Annotated in this window: 17 protein-coding genes; 13 read left to right on the forward strand and 4 right to left on the reverse strand. The window is 35.4% G+C overall.

Translation table 11 applies throughout. From position 1 onward, the window contains the following. Positions 1–237 precede the first annotated feature (237 nt). From E0W73_RS05570 to uvrB, 10 genes are all read left to right on the forward strand, one after another. Positions 238–2,460 carry an NADP-dependent isocitrate dehydrogenase gene (locus tag E0W73_RS05570; RefSeq protein ID WP_135221101.1) on the forward strand — a complete coding sequence of 741 codons (2,223 nt, stop codon included), beginning with the start codon at positions 238–240 and terminating at the stop codon, positions 2,458–2,460. A 145-nt stretch (positions 2,461–2,605) separates the two neighbouring features. After that, positions 2,606–4,987: a TonB-dependent receptor gene (locus E0W73_RS05575; protein WP_135221102.1), complete on the forward strand. Its 2,382-nt coding sequence runs from the start codon at positions 2,606–2,608 to the stop codon at positions 4,985–4,987. A 23-nt stretch (positions 4,988–5,010) separates the two neighbouring features. Beyond that, positions 5,011–5,841 (forward strand): DUF4249 domain-containing protein, encoded by an 831-nt coding sequence (locus tag E0W73_RS05580; RefSeq protein WP_135221103.1) that lies wholly within the window; start codon positions 5,011–5,013, stop codon positions 5,839–5,841. A 2-nt stretch (positions 5,842–5,843) separates the two neighbouring features. Beyond that, complete coding sequence (locus E0W73_RS05585; protein ID WP_135221104.1) at positions 5,844–6,326, forward strand: GyrI-like domain-containing protein; 483 nt, start codon at positions 5,844–5,846, stop codon at positions 6,324–6,326. 2 nt (positions 6,327–6,328) lie between these two features. Continuing rightward, positions 6,329–6,775: a DinB family protein gene (locus E0W73_RS05590; protein ID WP_135221105.1), complete on the forward strand. Its 447-nt coding sequence runs from the start codon at positions 6,329–6,331 to the stop codon at positions 6,773–6,775. Positions 6,776–6,910: 135 nt separating this feature from the next. Continuing rightward, positions 6,911–7,573 carry a thiamine diphosphokinase gene (locus E0W73_RS05595; protein WP_135221106.1) on the forward strand — a complete coding sequence of 221 codons (663 nt, stop codon included), beginning with the start codon at positions 6,911–6,913 and terminating at the stop codon, positions 7,571–7,573. A 345-nt stretch (positions 7,574–7,918) separates the two neighbouring features. Next, positions 7,919–8,869: a 23S rRNA (adenine(1618)-N(6))-methyltransferase RlmF gene (gene rlmF / locus E0W73_RS05600; protein ID WP_135221107.1), complete on the forward strand. Its 951-nt coding sequence runs from the start codon at positions 7,919–7,921 to the stop codon at positions 8,867–8,869. A gap of 80 nt (positions 8,870–8,949) precedes the next feature. Further along, a complete protein-coding gene (locus E0W73_RS05605; RefSeq protein WP_135221108.1) occupies positions 8,950–9,189 on the forward strand; it encodes a uroporphyrinogen decarboxylase in 240 nt (79 codons plus the stop codon). 84 nt (positions 9,190–9,273) lie between these two features. After that, positions 9,274–10,242, forward strand: coding sequence for an alpha/beta fold hydrolase (locus tag E0W73_RS05610; RefSeq protein ID WP_135221109.1), 969 nt, complete (start codon positions 9,274–9,276; stop codon positions 10,240–10,242). A gap of 15 nt (positions 10,243–10,257) precedes the next feature. Continuing rightward, the gene (gene uvrB, locus E0W73_RS05615; RefSeq protein ID WP_135221110.1) at positions 10,258–12,249 is read left to right on the forward strand and encodes an excinuclease ABC subunit UvrB; all 1,992 of its coding nucleotides are present in this window, start codon (positions 10,258–10,260) and stop codon (positions 12,247–12,249) included. Here the strand turns inward: uvrB and E0W73_RS05620 are convergent. Beyond that, complete coding sequence (locus tag E0W73_RS05620) at positions 12,246–12,647, reverse strand: TerB family tellurite resistance protein (protein WP_135221111.1); 402 nt, start codon at positions 12,645–12,647, stop codon at positions 12,246–12,248. The genes uvrB and E0W73_RS05620 overlap by 4 nt on opposite strands. Before the next feature lie 152 nt (positions 12,648–12,799). On the opposite strand from E0W73_RS05620, the gene E0W73_RS05625 reads away from it, so the two are divergent. Both E0W73_RS05625 and E0W73_RS05630 read left to right on the forward strand, forming a co-directional pair. After that, positions 12,800–13,810, forward strand: coding sequence for a dipeptide epimerase (locus E0W73_RS05625; protein ID WP_135221112.1), 1,011 nt, complete (start codon positions 12,800–12,802; stop codon positions 13,808–13,810). A gap of 93 nt (positions 13,811–13,903) precedes the next feature. Further along, positions 13,904–14,371 carry a DUF1456 family protein gene (locus E0W73_RS05630; RefSeq protein WP_135221113.1) on the forward strand — a complete coding sequence of 156 codons (468 nt, stop codon included), beginning with the start codon at positions 13,904–13,906 and terminating at the stop codon, positions 14,369–14,371. Positions 14,372–14,693: 322 nt separating this feature from the next. Here E0W73_RS05630 and E0W73_RS05635 read toward each other — a convergent pair whose 3' ends face one another. Continuing rightward, positions 14,694–15,401, reverse strand: coding sequence for a LytR/AlgR family response regulator transcription factor (locus tag E0W73_RS05635; protein WP_135221114.1), 708 nt, complete (start codon positions 15,399–15,401; stop codon positions 14,694–14,696). A gap of 3 nt (positions 15,402–15,404) precedes the next feature. Continuing rightward, a complete protein-coding gene (locus tag E0W73_RS05640; RefSeq protein ID WP_135221115.1) occupies positions 15,405–16,445 on the reverse strand; it encodes a sensor histidine kinase in 1,041 nt (346 codons plus the stop codon). 221 nt (positions 16,446–16,666) lie between these two features. Between E0W73_RS05640 and E0W73_RS05645 the strand changes: the two genes are divergently transcribed. Beyond that, positions 16,667–17,464 (forward strand): DUF5694 domain-containing protein, encoded by a 798-nt coding sequence (locus tag E0W73_RS05645; protein WP_135221116.1) that lies wholly within the window; start codon positions 16,667–16,669, stop codon positions 17,462–17,464. 446 nt (positions 17,465–17,910) lie between these two features. Here the strand turns inward: E0W73_RS05645 and sucC are convergent, their stop codons facing one another. Further along, positions 17,911–19,104 (reverse strand): ADP-forming succinate--CoA ligase subunit beta, encoded by a 1,194-nt coding sequence (gene sucC, locus E0W73_RS05650; protein WP_091131042.1) that lies wholly within the window; start codon positions 19,102–19,104, stop codon positions 17,911–17,913. Positions 19,105–19,248 lie beyond the last annotated feature (144 nt).

Consider the following 19,248-nt stretch of genomic DNA (forward strand, 5'->3'; position numbering starts at 1 on the left):
GAAACGAGTTTTTTTTATGCTTTATTTTTTTCACTGTCAAAACCGTAATTTTTTAATAGCAAAATCATCGATTTGACAATTTAATGAGCGCGAAATAACAATCTGATAAATCCTTTATTTCGACATAAAACTACACCGATTTCGGACTGTTTTTATTATATTTGCTCCGCTCGTTTTGAGCCGACTATACTTTTCACATCGCCATTCTTTGACGACACGATTATAAAAAAAAAAAAAATGACACAAAAATCAAAAATTTTCTACACCTTAACCGATGAAGCGCCTTTATTGGCAACTTATTCTTTATTACCAATTGTTCAGGCATTTACAGCTACAGCAGGAATCGAAATCGAAACAAGAGATATTTCTCTTGCAGGAAGAATTTTAGCCAATTTCCCTGAAGCATTAACAGATGCTCAAAAAATCGGGGATGCATTGACCGAACTTGGTCAATTGGCAACAAAGCCGGAAGCGAACATTATTAAATTACCAAACATTTCAGCATCTGTACCGCAGTTAAAAGCTGCTATTGCTGAATTACAATCACACGGATATAACGTACCAAATTTCCCAGAAGATCCTCAAAACGATGCTGAAAAGGAAATTAAAGCAAAATATGCAAAAGTATTAGGCTCTGCTGTAAACCCAGTTTTACGTGAAGGAAACTCTGACCGTAGAGCGCCAAGAGCAGTTAAAAACTTTGCAAAAGCAAACCCGCACTCAATGGGTGCTTGGTCTGCTGACTCAAAAACAAAAGTAGCTTCTATGTCAAATGGCGACTTCTACGGAAGTGAAAAATCATTGACTGTAAACGAAGCTAATGACGTAAAAATCGAATTTGTTGCTAAAGACGGAACTGCAACTGTACTTAAGGCAAGTACTCCGTTAAAAGCTGGAGAGATTATCGACAGTTCTGTTCTAAGCGTAAACAAATTAAAAGCTTTTGCTGCAGATGCAATTGCTGAAGCTAAAGCGGCAGGAGTTTTGCTTTCTGTACACTTAAAAGCTACCATGATGAAAGTTTCTGATCCAATTATCTTTGGCGCTATCGTTGAAGTATATTTTGCAGATGTTTTCAAAAAATACGCTTCTTTATTCGCTGAATTGAATATAGATACAAGAAATGGTTTAGGCGACATCTACGCTAAAATAGCCGGAAGACCTGAGCAAGCAGAAGTTGAAGCAGCTATCGCACAAGCAATCGAAAATGGTCCTGCTTTGGCAATGGTTAATTCTGATAAAGGAATTACAAACTTACACGTTCCTTCAGACGTAATTGTTGATGCTTCTATGCCTGCGATGATCCGTACTTCTGGACAGATGTGGAACAAAGAAGGAAAACTTCAGGACACATTTGCTGTTATTCCAGACCGTTCTTATGCTGGAGTTTACACTGCTACTATCGATTTCTGTAAAAAACACGGTGCTTTTGATCCAAAAACAATGGGAAGCGTTCCTAACGTTGGATTAATGGCTCAAAAAGCTGAAGAATACGGATCTCACGACAAGACTTTCCAAATGAAAGCTGACGGAGTTGTTCGTGTTGTTGACGCAAACGGAACTGTTTTAATGGAGCAAAACGTTGAAGCTAATGACATTTTCAGAATGTGTCAAGCAAAAGACGCTCCTATTCAAGACTGGGTTAAACTAGCTGTAAACAGAGCTCGTTTATCTAATACCCCAGCTGTTTTCTGGTTAGATGAAAACAGAGCGCACGATAGAGAATTGATCATAAAAGTTCAAAAATATCTTAAAGACTACGATACTACAAACTTAGATATCCGTATTTTAAACCCAGTTGCTGCAACTGAATTTACTTTAGACAGAATCATCAAAGGTTTGGATACAATCTCTGTAACTGGAAACGTTTTACGTGACTACCTAACAGATTTATTCCCAATCTTAGAATTAGGAACTTCTGCAAAAATGTTGTCTATCGTTCCTTTAATGAATGGTGGTGGATTGTTTGAAACTGGTGCTGGAGGTTCTGCTCCAAAACATGTTGAGCAATTTACAGAAGAAGGATACTTGCGTTGGGATTCTCTTGGAGAATTTTTAGCTCTTGGTGCTTCTTTAGAACATTTAGGACAAACTTTAGACAATGCTAAAGCAATTGTTTTATCCGAAACTTTAGATCAGGCTAACGATAAATTCTTGGCAAACGACAAATCTCCAGCTCGTAAAGTGGGGCAAATCGACAACCGCGGTTCTCACTTTTATTTAGCATTCTACTGGGCTCAAGCTTTGGCTGCTCAAACTAAAGATGCTGAACTGAAAGCAATCTTCACTCCAATTGCAGCTGAATTTGAAGCTAACGAAGCTAAAATTGACGCTGAATTGATTGGAGCACAAGGAAAAGCTCAAAATATTGGAGGATACTACCAGCCAACTCCTGAATTGGTGAGCAAAGCAATGCGTCCTAGCGAAACATTTAACGCTATTATTGCTAAAATTAAATAATTGCAGAAAAACACTTTTGTGTAATCTCAATATAACAAAGGACAACTCGCAAGGTTGTCCTTTTTTTTATCTTAGCCATAATTTAACAATCAATCTTTTTACTATTTAGCACAAATTATTTATTTATGTAATCAAAATCAATATAATGCTTCCTAAAAAATTATATCTTTTGTTGATTGTTATATTTACGGTTTTTAATTCCTTTTCACAGGAAAAATTTACTTTAAGCGGCATCATCAGCGACAGCAAAAATAATGAGACACTGATTGGTGTTAGCATTTACATTCCGGCTTTAAAAACAGGAACTGCTACAAACGAATATGGTTTTTATTCACTTTCTGTTCCAGAAGGCGAATACGAAATCGAAATCAGCTTTATAGGTTATCAGACGATTCAGAGGAGCATTGTTTTGAATCGAAATACCAAAATGAATTTTTCAATCAAAGAAGGCGGAGAAGAACTTCAGGAAGTAATTATAAAAGACAATCGAAGCAAAATCAATATTAAATCTCCTGAAATGAGCGTAAATAAACTCTCTATTTCAGCCATAAAAAAAATGCCTGTCGTTTTAGGAGAAGTCGATGTCATAAAATCGATTTTATTGCTTCCGGGAGTTACAAATGCAGGCGAAGGCGCTTCAGGCTTTAATGTTCGCGGAGGCGGCGCCGATCAGAATCTTATATTACTAGATGAAGCGACAATATTTAATTCCTCGCATGTTTTTGGATTTTTCTCTGTTTTTAATCCCGATGCGGTTAAAGATTTAAAATTGTTTAAAGGAGGAATTCCGGCAAGATATGGAGGCAGGGTTTCTTCTGTTTTAGATATTTATCAAAAAGACGGAAGCAGTAAAGAATTCCATATAAATGGAGGAATTGGATTAATTTCGAGCCGTCTGCTTGCCGAAGGACCGATTGTAAAAGACAAAGCTTCGTTTCTCATTGGTGGAAGAACTTCTTATGCGCATTTATTTCTCAAATTTTCTGAGGAAGACAAAAATAACGCCGCATATTTTTATGACCTTAATACAAAACTGAGCTATAAAATAAACGACAACAACAACTTGTATTTATCTGGCTACTTTGGCCGAGACGTATTCAGCCTTAATAAAAGCTTTACCAATATTTATGGAAATTCGACCTTAAACCTGCGGTGGAATCATTTGTATTCGAGCAAACTATTTTCTAATTTATCGCTGATTTACAGTGATTATTATTACGGTTTAGAGCTTGATGTAGTTGGTTTTAAATGGGACTCTGGCATCAAAAACTACAATATCAAATACGATTTCAAACATTATTTTTCGGATAAATTCAAACTCAATTATGGCTTAAACGGAATTTATTACGAATTCAATCCGGGAACCATTAAACCCAAAGGCGAAGATTCGGGAATAAATCCGGATCAATTAGACAAAAAATATGCTTTTGAACCGTCTCTTTATTTGGATGCCGAAAGTCAGCTTTCAAAAAAAATAACACTTTCATACGGACTCCGTTATAGCCTTTTTTATCGTCTGGGCGAATCGACAATCAATTATTACGAGAATAATCAGCCTGTTACTTTTAATGAAGATATGCAGATTTACGAAAAAGGAATTCCGACTTCAACAAAGTATTTTGAGAAAAATAAAGTAATTCAGGATTACCGTAATTTTGAGCCCCGCTTTTCAATTTCATATCAATTAAATGACGACCAATCTGTTAAGGCAAGTTACAACAGAATGGCGCAGTATCTTCAGTTAATATCCAATACCTCCTCTCCTACACCGCTTGATGTCTGGATGCCGAGCGATAATTACATCAAACCTCAAATCGCTGATCAAGGCGCATTAGGTTATTTTAGGAATATTAAGGACGGTGCTTATACCATTGAAGTCGAAACTTATTATAAAAAGATTAAAAACCGCTTAGATTATATAGACGGTGCCGACCTAATTGCCAACAATGCTGTAGAGCAGGTTATTTTAAATGGCCGCATGCGAGCTTATGGCCTTGAAATTATGGTAAAGAAAAACGAAGGAAGATTTAACGGCTGGATTTCTTATACTTTATCAAAATCAGAACAGCAGACTCCAGGCAGAACGCCGCAAGAAATCGGAATAAATAATGGCGAATGGTACAGTTCTGCCTACGATAAAACACATAATCTGGCCGTAACCTCATCTTATAATCTAAACGAAAAATGGTCGTTTGCTGCTAATTTTACATTGCAATCCGGGCAGCCGGTTACATATCCGAACGGACAGTATCAATATCTGGGCATCACGGTTCCGAGTTATGGCCTACGAAATGAAAATCGTCTGCCCGCTTATCATCATTTAGACATTTCAGCAACTCTGACGCCAAGCAGAAACAAAGAGCGTAAATGGAAAGCAGAATGGGTCTTTGGTATTTACAATCTTTATAATAGAATGAATGCAGCCTCGATCAATTTCCGCCAGAATGTAGATACAGGTGAAAATGAAGCGGTAAGATTATCCATCTTTGGAGTTGTGCCGTCTGTAACGTATAATTTTAAATTTTGAACAATTCACATAACCTAAAAATCATGAAAAAAGCATTTTTAACAATCGTACTTTTAGTGCCGCTTTTCTTTGCTGGTTGTGAAGAAGTTGTAGAAGTCGACTTAGATACCGCTCCTCCTAAATTGGTAATTGAAGCCGCCATAAACTGGCAAAAAGGAACCTCAGGAAAACAGCAAGCGGTAAAACTGACCACCACAACTGGCTATTACGAAAGCAGTGTGCCACATGTTTCGGGTGCCGTAGTCTACATTAGAAACAGTAAAAATGAACGATTCAATTTTAATGAAGTCTCGGGTACTGGCCGTTATGTTTGTAATTCTTTTAAACCCGTATTAAACGAACAGTACACGCTTACTGTGGTCAGCGGAGGCAATACCTATACGGCTACAGAAATTTTAAAACCTGTTGCTCCGATTACGAGAATCGAACAAAATAATGAAGGAGGTTTTACTGGAGAAGATATTGAAGTAAAAGCCTATTTTACCGATCCTGCTGAAGAAGAAAATTTTTATCTTTTTAAATATGTGTATTCAAACAAAGTGACTTCAAGCTATTATGTTTCTGACGACAGATTTTATCAGGGAAACGAAATTTTTAGCCGTTCTGATGAAGAGGATTTAGAACCGGGAAATGAAATTGAAATTACGCATTACGGAATTTCAAAACAATATTACAACTACATGAATATCCTAGTCAGCATTGCCGGAAGCAATGTTGGAGGTCCTTTTCAGACGCCTCCTGCAACTGTAAAAGGAAACATTATTAATACTACAAACAAAAGCAATTACCCTTTAGGATATTTTTCTCTGAGTGAAACCGATGAAAAAATATTTACTATTGCACCAAAACCATAATCATGAAAGCCGAAATTAGAACTTTAGAAGAAAAAAAACTTATTGGGCAGCATCTCGAAATGTCTTTTTTAGACAATAAAACTTTTCAGTTATGGAGCGGTTTTATGCCAAAACGAAAAGAAATAAAAAACACGCTGAATAACAATTTATATTCACTGGAAGTTTTTCCCGATGCTCATTTTGATCATTTTGATCCGGCCTCTGCTTTTCAGAAATGGGCAGCTATAGAAGTGTCAAAATTTGAAGAGGTACCAATGGAAATGCAGACCTTGATTATTCCAGCGGGGCTTTATGCTGTTTTTACTCATTTCGGTCCTGCTTCTGAAGCCCACAAAACCTATCATTCTATTTTTACAGAATGGCTTCCAAATTCAGAATATACAGTAGACGACAGGCCACATTTTGCCGTTATGGATGAGAAATACAAAAAAGAAGATCCCGATTCTGAGGAAAAAATCTGGATTCCGATTAAAAACAGAAATTAATTATGATTACAGAAGCTTTAAAAACTCTTTTTAACAGAGATCTGAATAAACTTAAAACAGAAATTGAATCGTACCAAAACGAAAACACAATTTGGGTTGTTGATAAAAACATTTCAAATTCTGCCGGAAATCTGTGTCTTCATTTAATGGGAAATATCAACACTTATATTGGGAAAAATCTTGGCAATACTGGCTATGTCCGTAATCGTCCGTTGGAATTTTCTTTGAAAGATATTCCTAAAACAGAATTAATAGACAAAATCGAAAATACAATTTTGATGGTCAATAAAGTGCTCGATTCTTTAACCAAAACCGATTTAGAAGCCATTTATCCTGAAATTGTTTTTGAAGAAGAAATGACAACAGGTTTCTTTCTGATTCATCTTTCAACACATTTGGCTTATCATTTAGGCCAAATCAATTATCATAGAAGGTTGCTTGATTTTTAATCTTTTGCTACAGATTAAAGGATTTTATCGACTAATCTTTCTTATCTGCAGAATCTGTGGCAAAAAATCTAAAATCTGCAATCTAAAATCTAAAATTGTAGCCGTACCTTTGCCGTACTATTCTAAAAAAATCAAATGTCATCACATCATATAGTTCGAGACGATCAGGAACCTGCTTTAATTATTGCTAATGGCGCTGCATGCGATCCAGAATTATTAGGACAATTGCTTGAATGGTCTCCTTTGGTAATCGTTTTAGATTCGGCTATAGAAAGAGTGATTGAATTGGGTATAAAAGTAGATGTGCTTTTAGGTGATTTTGACCGGGGCTTTGATCCTGAACTTTACAAGACTTCTCAATATCCTATCGAAATTGTTCATACGCCGGATCAGGATAAAACCGACCTCGAAAAAGCTTTTGATTATTTAATCGAAAGAAAAATACCGGCCGTAAATGTCGTTTGGGCTACCGGAAAACGTGCTGATCATACCATTACCAACCTGACGCAGATTGTTCGTTACCGCAATCTGCTCAAAATCGTAATTCTTGACGACCATTCTAAAATATTTCTTTTACCTACAAAATTTGAGAAATGGTATACGGCAAAAACACCGATTTCCCTTATTCCGATTGGCATTGTAAACGGAATTTCGTCAACCAATTTAAAATACGAATTAAACAACGACACGCTCACAATGGGCTACAGAACAGGAAGCAGCAATTCTGTTGAAAAAGATGGTCTTGTCACTATTTCACATGCAAATGGAGATTTACTATTAATGGAGTGTTTTGATTAGGAGCTATTTCCTGCTGTCCGCTATATCTTTTCCTGGCTAAAGAAGCCAGAAAAAGGATACCGCTTCCATCAGGGCTAGGGCAATCGTTTTCATAATGCTGCAAAATACGTCATTCTTACGGAATTTGATTGAAAGCATTAAAGCCATTAGGTTCAAACAATTTTGTAAGGCCGGATTTCAATCCGGTGTAAATAACAACCAACGTAATTGAGCCGTTTCCAAGGAACTTTTTTCCATCCATTATCCTAATTCAACGGATTAAATCCGTTGCTACAAAATTTCTCATTCCTTCGGAATTCTTATTCCAAAAATGGAATACCTATCTTTGCACCGAAATCAATAGAAATGAAAGCAAAAGACAATTCCGAAAAAAGCAATTTACACCCAAGAAATCTTCATCGTTCCCGTTATGATTTCGAAAATCTAATTTCGAATTGTCCGGAATTGAAACAATACCTATCAATCAACAAATTCGGAGTAGAAACTATTGATTTTGCCAATCCAGGAGCTGTAAAAGTGCTCAACAAGGCTTTACTGAAAACATATTACAATATTAATTTCTGGAATATTCCACCCAATTATCTGTGTCCGCCAATTCCGGGCCGAATAGATTATATCCATTATATCGCCGATTTGCTGGCAACATCCAATAACGGAATTATTCCGTCTGACCCCACAGTTTTAGGTCTGGATATCGGAACAGGCGCTAATTTAATCTATCCGATATTAGGGAATGCCGTCTATAATTGGAGTTTTGTTGGAACTGATATTGACCAAAAAGCGATTGAAAACTGCTCGAAAATCATCCAAGCCAATCCACAATTGGTTGATTCTATTAGCCTACAGCAACAAACGGAACCTAGATTTATTTTCAAAAATATTATTACTCCAGAAGATCGTTTTGCTTTCACAATGTGCAACCCTCCTTTTCACGCTTCTGCAGAAGAAGCCAATAAAAGTGCATCTCGAAAAGTTTCTAATCTAAATCAGAAGGAAAAAAGAAATACAAATCCTGTTTTGAACTTTGGCGGACAAAATGCAGAATTATGGTGCAAAGGCGGCGAAATCGGATTCATTACACAAATGATTTACGAAAGTGCCAAATACACTTCACAGGTATTGTGGTTTACGACTTTGGTTTCTAAAAAAGAAAATCTCTCAGCGATTTATAAAACCTTAAAGAAAGTTAATGCTTTTACTATAAAAACAATTGAAATGTCGCAAGGTCAGAAAAATAGCCGTATTGTGGCTTGGAGTTTTTTAGATGATAAACAAGAACAAAAATGGTTCGTATAAAACACTGATTTTCAAAACCCAACTGTGATTTTGTAATTTACTTTCGTTACATTTATTGTAAACTACTAAAAATCAAAATCATGGCAGAATATATCGGTTATCTCACATCTGTATTTATTGTTGGAGGTTTTATGCTGAAAAATCTCAGAACAATTAGGCTCATTAATATGTTTGGCTGTATCTCCTTTGTCATCTATGGCATATTTTTAAATGATTACAGAGATTTAGGTCAATGGCTTTTACCTGTTATTATTCCAAATGCAATTTTAGCGTTGGTGCAGGTATATTATCTAACCTCAAAGAGCAACACAACCTTATAATTATGATATTTTAAAATAAAATTCTGATACGGTTTCCGCCTGCGATAATTGTAACTTTAAGTTGAAAACTGAATTTTATTTGCCATGTTAAAACTATATTCACGCTTAGCAGTTGTCCTTTTTTTAGTAGCAAGCTGTGCTACAAAAAAAGCAAAATTTGACGATTATGTTTTTAAAACCAAAAGCGAAGAAGTCAAATACCAAAACGCTTACGACAAATCTTTAAAGCTTTGGAACGTTCCTTATACGGAAGAAAATGTAAAAACAAGTTTCGGAACCGCTCATGTTATTATTGCGGGTCCAAAAAACGGAAAAGACCTGGTTTTGCTTCACGGAATGGACGCCAGCTCTACCATGTGGTATCCTAATATCAAATCTTTATCCAAAAACCATAGAATTTACGCCATCGATTTTATCATGGAGCCAAACAAATCGAATTTGACAGCAAAACCGCTTTCATCTGAAGAAATTGTGACTTGGTACAACGAAATCTTCGACCATTACAAATTAAAGAAATTTGATATTGTCGGAGCTTCACGAGGCGGATGGATTGCGACATTACTGGCAACCCAAAAAAACAATTCAATAGACAAAGTTGTTTTATTGAGTCCAGCGCAAACCTTTAAATTTATTGATAAATTCGGTAAGACTTCTTCGGCCCTGATGCTGAAACTTTTTCCTAACGAAAAGAAATTTGGAAAAACATTATCGACTTTTTCAACGCATCCCGAAAAAATAAGTCCCATTTACAAGCGACAATTTTATTTGGCCAATAAATACGCTAAATCAAATTCTAGCATGCTCAAAATGACTCCTTTCTCAGACAAAGAATTGCAAATGATTCAAAATCCTGTTTTAGTTGTAATTGGAGACAAAGACGTTATTAATTCTGAAGAAAGTTTAGAAAGAGCAAAAAAATATTTAGCCAGATGCAAAACAAAAATCATAAAAGATGCAGGTCATTTTTTGACTATCGATCAATCTAAAATTACGAATGATGCTGTCATTAATTTTTTAGATTCGAATTCAAACTTCGTATCTTTACAGAACTAATTTTCAGCATTCAAAATGAAATTTCAAGTTTCCTCAGAATATAGTCCAAAAGGAGATCAGCCTCAAGCCATACAAAAACTGGCTCAAGGTGTAATCGACGGAGAAAAATACCAAACCTTATTAGGAGTTACCGGCTCCGGAAAAACATTTACGGTTGCCAATGTAATTCAAGAGGTGCAAAGACCTACTTTGGTACTAGCACATAACAAAACACTTGCAGCGCAACTGTATTCTGAGTTCAAACAATTTTTCCCGAACAATGCTGTCGAATATTTCGTGTCGTACTACGATTATTATCAGCCCGAAGCTTTTATGCCAGTAACAGGAGTTTTCATCGAGAAAGACTTGTCTATTAATGAAGAACTCGAAAAAATGCGTTTAAGCACCACTTCGTCTCTGCTTTCTGGTAGAAGAGATATTCTGGTAGTGGCCTCGGTTTCTTGTTTGTACGGTATCGGTAATCCGACGGAATTCAAAAAAAATGTCATCGAAGTTTATCGTGATCAGGTCATTTCTAGAACCAAATTACTTCACGGTCTTGTTCAGAGTTTATATGCTCGAACTGAGGCCGATTTTAATCCGGGAACGTTCAGAATAAAAGGTGATATTGTTGAAGTATATCCAAGTTATGCTGACGATGCTTACCGAATTCATTTCTTTGGCGATGAAATTGAAGAAATTGAATCTTTTGATGTCAAAACTTCTCAAGTAATCGAAAAATATAAAAGACTTACGATTTATCCTGCCAATATGTTTGTGACTTCTCCTGAAGTTTTGCAAGGAGCTATTTGGGAAATTCAGCAGGATTTGGTTAAACAAGTGGATTATTTTAAGGAAATAGGAAAACACTTGGAAGCTAAACGTCTGGAGGAAAGAACCAATTTTGACTTGGAAATGATTCGCGAATTGGGTTATTGCTCCGGAATTGAAAATTATTCTCGCTATCTTGACGGACGTGAAGCCGGAACAAGGCCCTTCTGCCTATTAGATTATTTTCCGAGTGATTATTTGATGGTAATTGACGAAAGCCATGTAACGGTTTCTCAAGTTCATGCCATGTACGGAGGCGACCGAAGCAGAAAGGAAAACCTAGTGGAATACGGTTTTAGATTACCTGCCGCAATGGACAACAGACCATTGAAATTTGAAGAATTCGAAGCCATGCAGAACCAAGTGATTTACGTTTCTGCAACTCCTGCCGATTATGAATTGCAAAAATCGGACGGGGTTTATATCGAACAAATTATTCGTCCGACTGGATTATTGGATCCGGTTATCGAGGTCCGTCCAAGTTTAAATCAGATTGATGATTTAATCGAAGAAATTCAGGTTCGATGCGAATTGGACGAAAGGGTTTTGGTAACGACTTTAACTAAAAGAATGGCCGAAGAGCTGGCAAAATACCTGACCAAAGTAAATATACGTTGTCGTTATATTCATTCGGAAGTTGACACTTTAGAACGCATCGAAATCATGCAGGATTTAAGAAAAGGGCTTTTTGATGTTTTAATTGGGGTAAACTTACTGCGAGAAGGTCTAGATTTGCCAGAAGTATCACTCGTAGCTATTTTGGATGCCGACAAAGAGGGTTTTCTTCGTAACCGTAAATCGCTAACACAAACTATAGGCCGTGCCGCAAGGAACTTAAACGGAAAAGCCATAATGTATGCTGATAAAATTACAGAAAGCATGCAGAAGACAATTGACGAGACCAATTATAGAAGAACAAAACAGATTAATTTTAACGTAGAAAATAACATTGTCCCGCAAGCATTAAACAAAAAAATCGAAACTGCATTTACTAAAAACCCTCTTGTAGAATATGAGTTGGGACATATTATGCCAGAAGCGGCAGAGCCAGAAACGGCTTATATGTCTAAAGCAGAATTAGAAAAAATGATTCGAGAAAAAAGAAAATCAATGGAAAAAGCGGCTAAAGAACTCGATTTTATTCAGGCGGCAAAATTGCGTGATGACATTAAAAAACTACAGGAACAGCTGCCTTAATTATGCTGTTCTTGAAAAACTTTTACCACAACATTTGGATCAAGCACCGTATTAGGTGCTTTTTTCATTAATTCTAAAACTCTTTTTACAGCAGTCGGATTTAGTCCCATCTCTAATGCAATCTGCTGTATGGCTTTGAATTCTTTTTCGTGCAGTATGCCGTCGCAATGCATCAATAAAGCTAATCTATAGAACTGATTGATGCGCTGCATTTCAGATTTTATCGGAAGCGGTTTGGTTTCTTGATGAAATAAATCCTGAAATTCAGTTTCGCCAATACCCAGTTCATTAGCTACAATCCTCAAGAAATCAAGCTCACGTTTGTGCAAATGTCCATCTACGGTTGCAAACAAGATCATTTCTAAAAGTAAACTTCTTTTTTCTGCTTCAGTATTCATCAAATTCTTATTTTTAGCTAAAATATTACAATCAAAAATAAATACAAAATAGTGCTTTTTTGATTGTTTAAATTTCAAGCATAAAGGAATAAAAACGCTTCACAATAATTTACCAATTCTTTGCTACTTGCATTAGCAATTTTCTAAATAACATGGAATTAATCCTCAGATCATACAATCTTAAACTTAAACATACTTTTAGAATTTCTAGAAAAACAATCGATTTTCAGCCTTCACTGATTGTTGAATTACACGACGACGGTTTTTCAGGATACGGCGAAGCTACCTCAAATCCTTATTATAATATCACCATAGATATTCTGCAAAAAGACATTGAGAAAATAAGAAGTCTTGTCACAGAAACCTCAAACGAAACACCCGAAGAATTCTGGTCAAAAATAAGTCCGTTCTTACAAGACAATCCTTTTGCTTTATGTGCGCTCGACAATGCATATAACGATTTGTACGCCCGCAAAAAAGGCAAAAAACTGTATGAATTATGGCATTACGATATTCATCATAATCCGCTGACAAATTACACTATTGGAATCGATACTGTCGAAAATATGATGCTGAAAATGGAAGAACTTCCGTGGCCGATTTATAAAATCAAACTCGGAACTCCTGATGATGTTTCTATTGTAAAAGAACTCAGAAAGCACAGCAAATCGATTTTCAGAGTCGACGCCAATTGCGCTTGGACTGTTGAAGAAACACTCAAAAACGCTGCAGAATTTAAAAAACTAAATGTAGAATTTATTGAACAGCCTTTAAATGCAGAGGATTGGGAAGGCCAAAGTGAGGTTTACAAAAACTCTGTGCTCCCAATAATTGCAGACGAAAGCTGTATAAGCGAAGAAGATGTTGCTAAATGTTATAATCATTTTCATGGCGTTAACATCAAATTGATGAAATGTGGTGGCATCACTCCAGGAAGAAGAATGATTGCTGCAGCCAAAAAATTAGGTTTAAAAACCATGGTGGGCTGCATGACGGAATCATCGGTTGGAATTGCGGCAATCGCACATTTACTTCCCGAACTGGATTATGTCGATATGGACGGCGCTTTATTGCTTGCAGAAGATATTGCAAACGGCGTTAAAATCGTAAACGGAAAGACATTTTATCCCGAAAGAACCGGAAATGGCGTTATAATATTCTGATTTTTACTTTGAAAAAAATGTACCTTTGCAAAAACAATCTTGAGGAAGCAACAATACAAAATTGAAACCTCAAACCTGAAAAAAAAACAAAAAATGACAAACAACGATATATTAAAAAAACTCCGCGTGGCGCTTATGCTTCGCGACGACCAAATAGTTGAAATAATGCAATTGGTTGATTTTAGAATTTCAAAATCTGAGCTTGGTGCTTTTTTTAGAGCCGAAGACCATCCAAATTATGTTGCGTGTGGGGATCAGGTTTTAAGAAACTTCTTGAACGGATTGGTAATTCATTTAAGAGGAACTAAAGAAAATCCGAAGAATCCTAATGAAGTTTTAGCAAAACATAAAGCTGAGATTCCGAAAAGAGAAACTTCTAAGGAAAGACCTGAATTTAAGGCTGTACCAAAAGATTCTGAAAAATACCGAGGCGATCAAAGTCCGTCAAAATCGGGGTCAGCTGCCGGAAAGCCTAAAAAGAAATCATTCCCGAAAGGAAATGGAAAACCAGTTGTTGTAGAAAAAGTGGTTTACAAAAACGGCAATAAGAAAAAGTCTTAACTGGACGATTTAACCGCAAAGCACGCAAGTATTTTTATCTTTGATGCTTTAGAAAAACGCAAAGTTCGCAAAGCTTTATCCGTATAGCTTTGCGAACTTTGTTCTTTAAAAAAAGATTCTTATTACGTTGTAATTTTCAAATATAGCCCGCGGTTTCAACCGCTGGAAAGCGTAGAAATACATTTCGTGATATGCTTTGTGTCCCCGTGGTTGAAACCACGGGCTATGCTGAAATAAAACTCGTAAAACCTTATTGATTTACCTTTGCGAACTTTGGTTTTTTCTAAAGCATCAAAGATAAAAAACCTTGCGTGCTTTGCGGTTAAATTTTATTCTGATCAATCGTATCAAAAAAAGCGTCTTTAAAAGTAGCTCCTATCGGCAGTTCTTTTTCATTTATAAAGACAGAAAAATTATCGGTTGATGCAATATGTTTTAATGAAACCACATACGATTTATGAATTTGTATAAATTCATTTTCAGGTAGAGACTCAATTACATTTTTCAACGAAGAATGCGTAATAATCTGTTGCTTTTCGGTATGAATACAAACATAATTCTGAAGACTTTCTACATACAGAATATCACTTAAAAAAATCTTTTGAAATTTATTTTTTCCATCCGTTTTAACAAACAGTAAGTCTGGCAGATTACTTTGATTAGAAACTATTGTTTTTGGCTCCGAATTCAGTTTTGAAACGGCCTGATAAAAACGCTCAAACGAAATGGGTTTCAATAAATAATCGACTGCATTCAGCTCAAAACCTTCTAAGGCAAAATCAGGATAAGCAGTTGTGAAAATGACTTTTATATTTTTCGAAATAATTCTGGAAAGCTGCAAACCTGTCAATTGAGGCATCTGAATATCCAGAAAAATAACATCGACTGTTTGGGCATTCAAAAATTCTAATGCTTTTAAGGAATCATTAAAAACCCCAACTTTTTCAAGGAAATTTACTTTCCCTATATAATTTTCCAGTATCCTAGTTGCAGGCGGTTCATCGTCTACAATAATGCACTTAAAAGCCATAGATTAGTTTTTTAGCGGTATTTTCAAATAGGTTTTAAAGGTATTATTTTCCTCTGTTTTTTCGAGTATAAATCGGTCTTTGTACAGGTATTCGAGTCTTTTGGTTAGATTCTCAAAACCAATTCCGGTAGACGAATAATTTTCTCCATTTACGTTAAAATTTAAAGTAGAAATCTCTAAAAAACCTTCTTTTATTTTGATTGAGATACAAGCTTTTTCTTCTTCATTATTCAGTTTTCCATGCTTAAAAACATTCTCTACAAAATGAATTAAAGCCGAAGAAAGGATTTTTTCATTTGAATATGCTCCTTCAACAGAAAAATTCAAATACAGCTGATCTTCAAAACGTTTTTTCTGCAAATGAATATAGTTTTGAATGAACTGGATTTCCTTGGAAAGAATCGCTTCATCTTTGTCTGTTTCGGTAATAACATATCTAAGCAAATCAGAAAGAACCAAAATATCATCAGCCATTTCATCATCTTTTAAAACCAGCTGACTGTAAAAGGAATTCAGTGTATTGAACAAAAAATGCGGACTGACCTGTGCCTTCAGCATTTGAAACTCAGCTTTTTTGTTTTCCAAAAGCAATTCCTGATTTTGTTTCTGCGAATATTGAGACTGCCAGAATAAATAACTCAAAGCACTAAGAATAATAGCTGGCAATCCAAAGAAAAAATTGTCTTTTATATAATAACTCACCTCCCTTGCTTCGGCAAAATAATTGTGAAATCCTGTAATCTGAAACATAATTATTTCCTGAAAAAGATAACGGATTCCTGCGAAAATCAGCAAAGAAAATGGAATACTCAAAAAGTAAAAATAAATTTTTTTTTTGTTTAGAAACCAATCACAAACTGTATAAAAATTAAGAATATAAACCACAAAAACCGAAGACATAAAAGTAGACGTAACCCAAAAATAAAGTTTAGGTTGCTGTACTATTGCGATTCTGTTATTTATACCAAAATCCCAAAGGAAGTAGGTTAAAAACAATCCGAGGAAAAGAATGATATGGTAGTAAAACGGTATTTTAATTTTCATAAAAATCAGTTATGAATTCAAAAATACGATTATGGCTTTAAAAGAAATCGATATTTATATCAAACCTTTCTTTTTAAGGATGAATAATCGAAAACCTTACACGAACATTTTGAAAATAAAATTTCAATAGTTAGTCTAATGAAATCAAGCCTTCATCAAAAAACAAAATAAAGAATTTAATCTGCCGATACATTTGTAGTGAATTTAAAAACAAAATCATCATGCAAAAAATCATTTTATTACTGGCCTTTCTTACCTTGAATCTAACCGTGGCTCAAACCAAGAAAAAACAAATATTACTGATCGGAACTTTTCATTACGAAAATCCTGGCCGAGACGTTGCTCAAGTAAACACTTTTAATGTAATGTCTGAGAAAAGCCAAAGAGAACTCGAAATAATGACAGATGAAATAAAAAAATTTGGCCCAGATAAAATATTTGTCGAATGGAAATACAGCAAACAAGAGCAGTTGGATAAATTTTACAACAAAAACACAGACAGTTTGCTTAAAAAAGACGCCAATGAAATTACGCAGTTAGCATTACGAACGGCTAAAAAACTGAATCATAAAAAATTATATGCAATGGACTATCGTAATAATTTTCCATACGACAGTTTAATGATGAGTATGGAAAAAGCCAATCAAAAAGATTTGATGAAGAAAAACACTGAATCAATGGAAGATTTCCAGAATCAGCATAACCAAAGAATCATCAAAAGTTCGTTGACTGATATGATGCTTTATTACAACAAAAAAGAAACAGAAAACCAAAACATTCAATGGTATTTGGAAATAGCCAACAGAACTGGAAGTGTAAACGATTTCACAGGAGCTTCTTTAGTTGCAAAATGGTATCAGAGAAACTTATACATGTATTCGTTGATTCAGAAATTAACTGAAAGCACAGACGACAAAATAATGATTTTAGTTGGCGCTGGTCATGCTGCATTAATCAGAGAATTTATAACGCATGATCCTACATTTGAAATTGTAGATTTGGCAACTGTTTTGAAATAGTATTTTTCTAACCGCAAAGCACGGAAAGGATTACGCGAAGTTTGCAAAGCTTTTTTAGCCACAGATTATTAGGATTAAAAGGATTTATAAAATCTGTGTTAATCTTTAAAATCTGTGGCTAACTTTTTTTTAAACATTTAGTTTTGTTCTCAAAATTATCAAGATTGCTATATAAATATTTTTAATTAAAAAAGCAATTATCAATATAACCCGTGGTTTCAACCACGGGGACACAATGTATAATCCATCTCTAAACGTTCCTGCGGTTGAAACCGCAGGGTATATTGAAATACATTATGTAAAATTTAATCTAGCTTTTGCGAACTTCGCGTTTATATTCACAATCCTTGACAAAAAAACCTTGCGCTCTTTGCGGTTAAATTAAAACAAAAAAAATCCACTCCTTTCGGAATGGATTTTTGTATATAAATTGATTTCTTATTGAATTAAGAAAGAGCAGCCTTAACTTGGTCAGCAGCTTCTTGGAATTGAACTGCAGATAAGATTGGCATACCAGAGTTGTCAATTAATTCTTTTGCAATTTCAGCATTTGTTCCTTGCAAACGAACGATAATTGGCACATTGATAGCGTCTCCCATGTTTTTGTAAGCATCAACAACACCTTGAGCCACACGGTCACAACGAACGATACCTCCGAAGATATTAATTAAGATAGCTTTTACGTTTGGATCTTTCAAGATAATTCTGAAAGCTGTTTCAACACGCTTAGCATCAGCAGTTCCTCCTACGTCAAGGAAGTTAGCAGGCTCAAAACCAGCGTATTTAATTAAGTCCATAGTTGCCATTGCAAGACCAGCTCCGTTTACCATACATCCTACAGTACCGTCAAGGTCAACATAGTTAAGACCAACTTCTTTAGCTTCAACTTCGATTGGATTCTCCTCACGGATATCTCTCATTTCAGCATATTTTGGTTGTCTGTATAAAGCGTTATCGTCGATGTTAACTTTAGCATCAACAGCTAAGATCTTGTTGTCAGAAGTTTTAAGAACTGGGTTGATTTCGAACATAGAAGCATCAGAACCAATGTAAGCATTGTAAAGTGCATCGATGAATTTCACCATTTCTTTGAAAGCGTTTCCAGAAAGACCTAAATTGAAAGCAATTCTTCTAGCTTGGAAACCTTGTAATCCTACAGAAGGATCGATTTCTTCAGTAAAGATTAAGTGTGGTGTGTGCTCAGCAACTTCTTCGATATCCATTCCACCTTCAGTAGAATACATAATCATGTTGCGTCCTGTACCTCTATTCAATAAAACAGAAACATAAAATTCAGAAGTTTCGCTTTCTCCAGGATAGTAAACATCTTCAGCTACTAATACTTTGTTAACTTTTTTTCCTTCAGGCGGAGTCTGAGGCGTAATTAACTGCATTCCGATGATTTGTTCTGCTAACTCTTCTACTTGTTGTAAGTTTTTTGCCAGCTTAACTCCACCACCTTTTCCACGACCACCTGCGTGAATTTGTGCTTTAATTACATGCCATCCTGTTCCAGTCTCGGCAGTTAATTGTTTTGCAGCAGCCACAGCTTCAACTGCATTATTAGCCACGATTCCGCGTTGCACACGTACTCCGTAACTCGCTAAAATTTCTTTTCCTTGATATTCGTGTATGTTCATAATATAGAATTTGTCTGGTTCTGAATTTATTTCAGAATAAAAGTGCGACAAAAGTAGCAAAATTCAACTGAAAAGTAAAATCTTTTTTCAATTAAAAAAGACTAACAAAAGAGATTGCGATGCTGTTTTAAGCAAAAGAGAAAA

This window comes from Flavobacterium foetidum (assembly GCF_004634245.1).
GTDB classification, from domain to species: domain Bacteria; phylum Bacteroidota; class Bacteroidia; order Flavobacteriales; family Flavobacteriaceae; genus Flavobacterium; species Flavobacterium foetidum.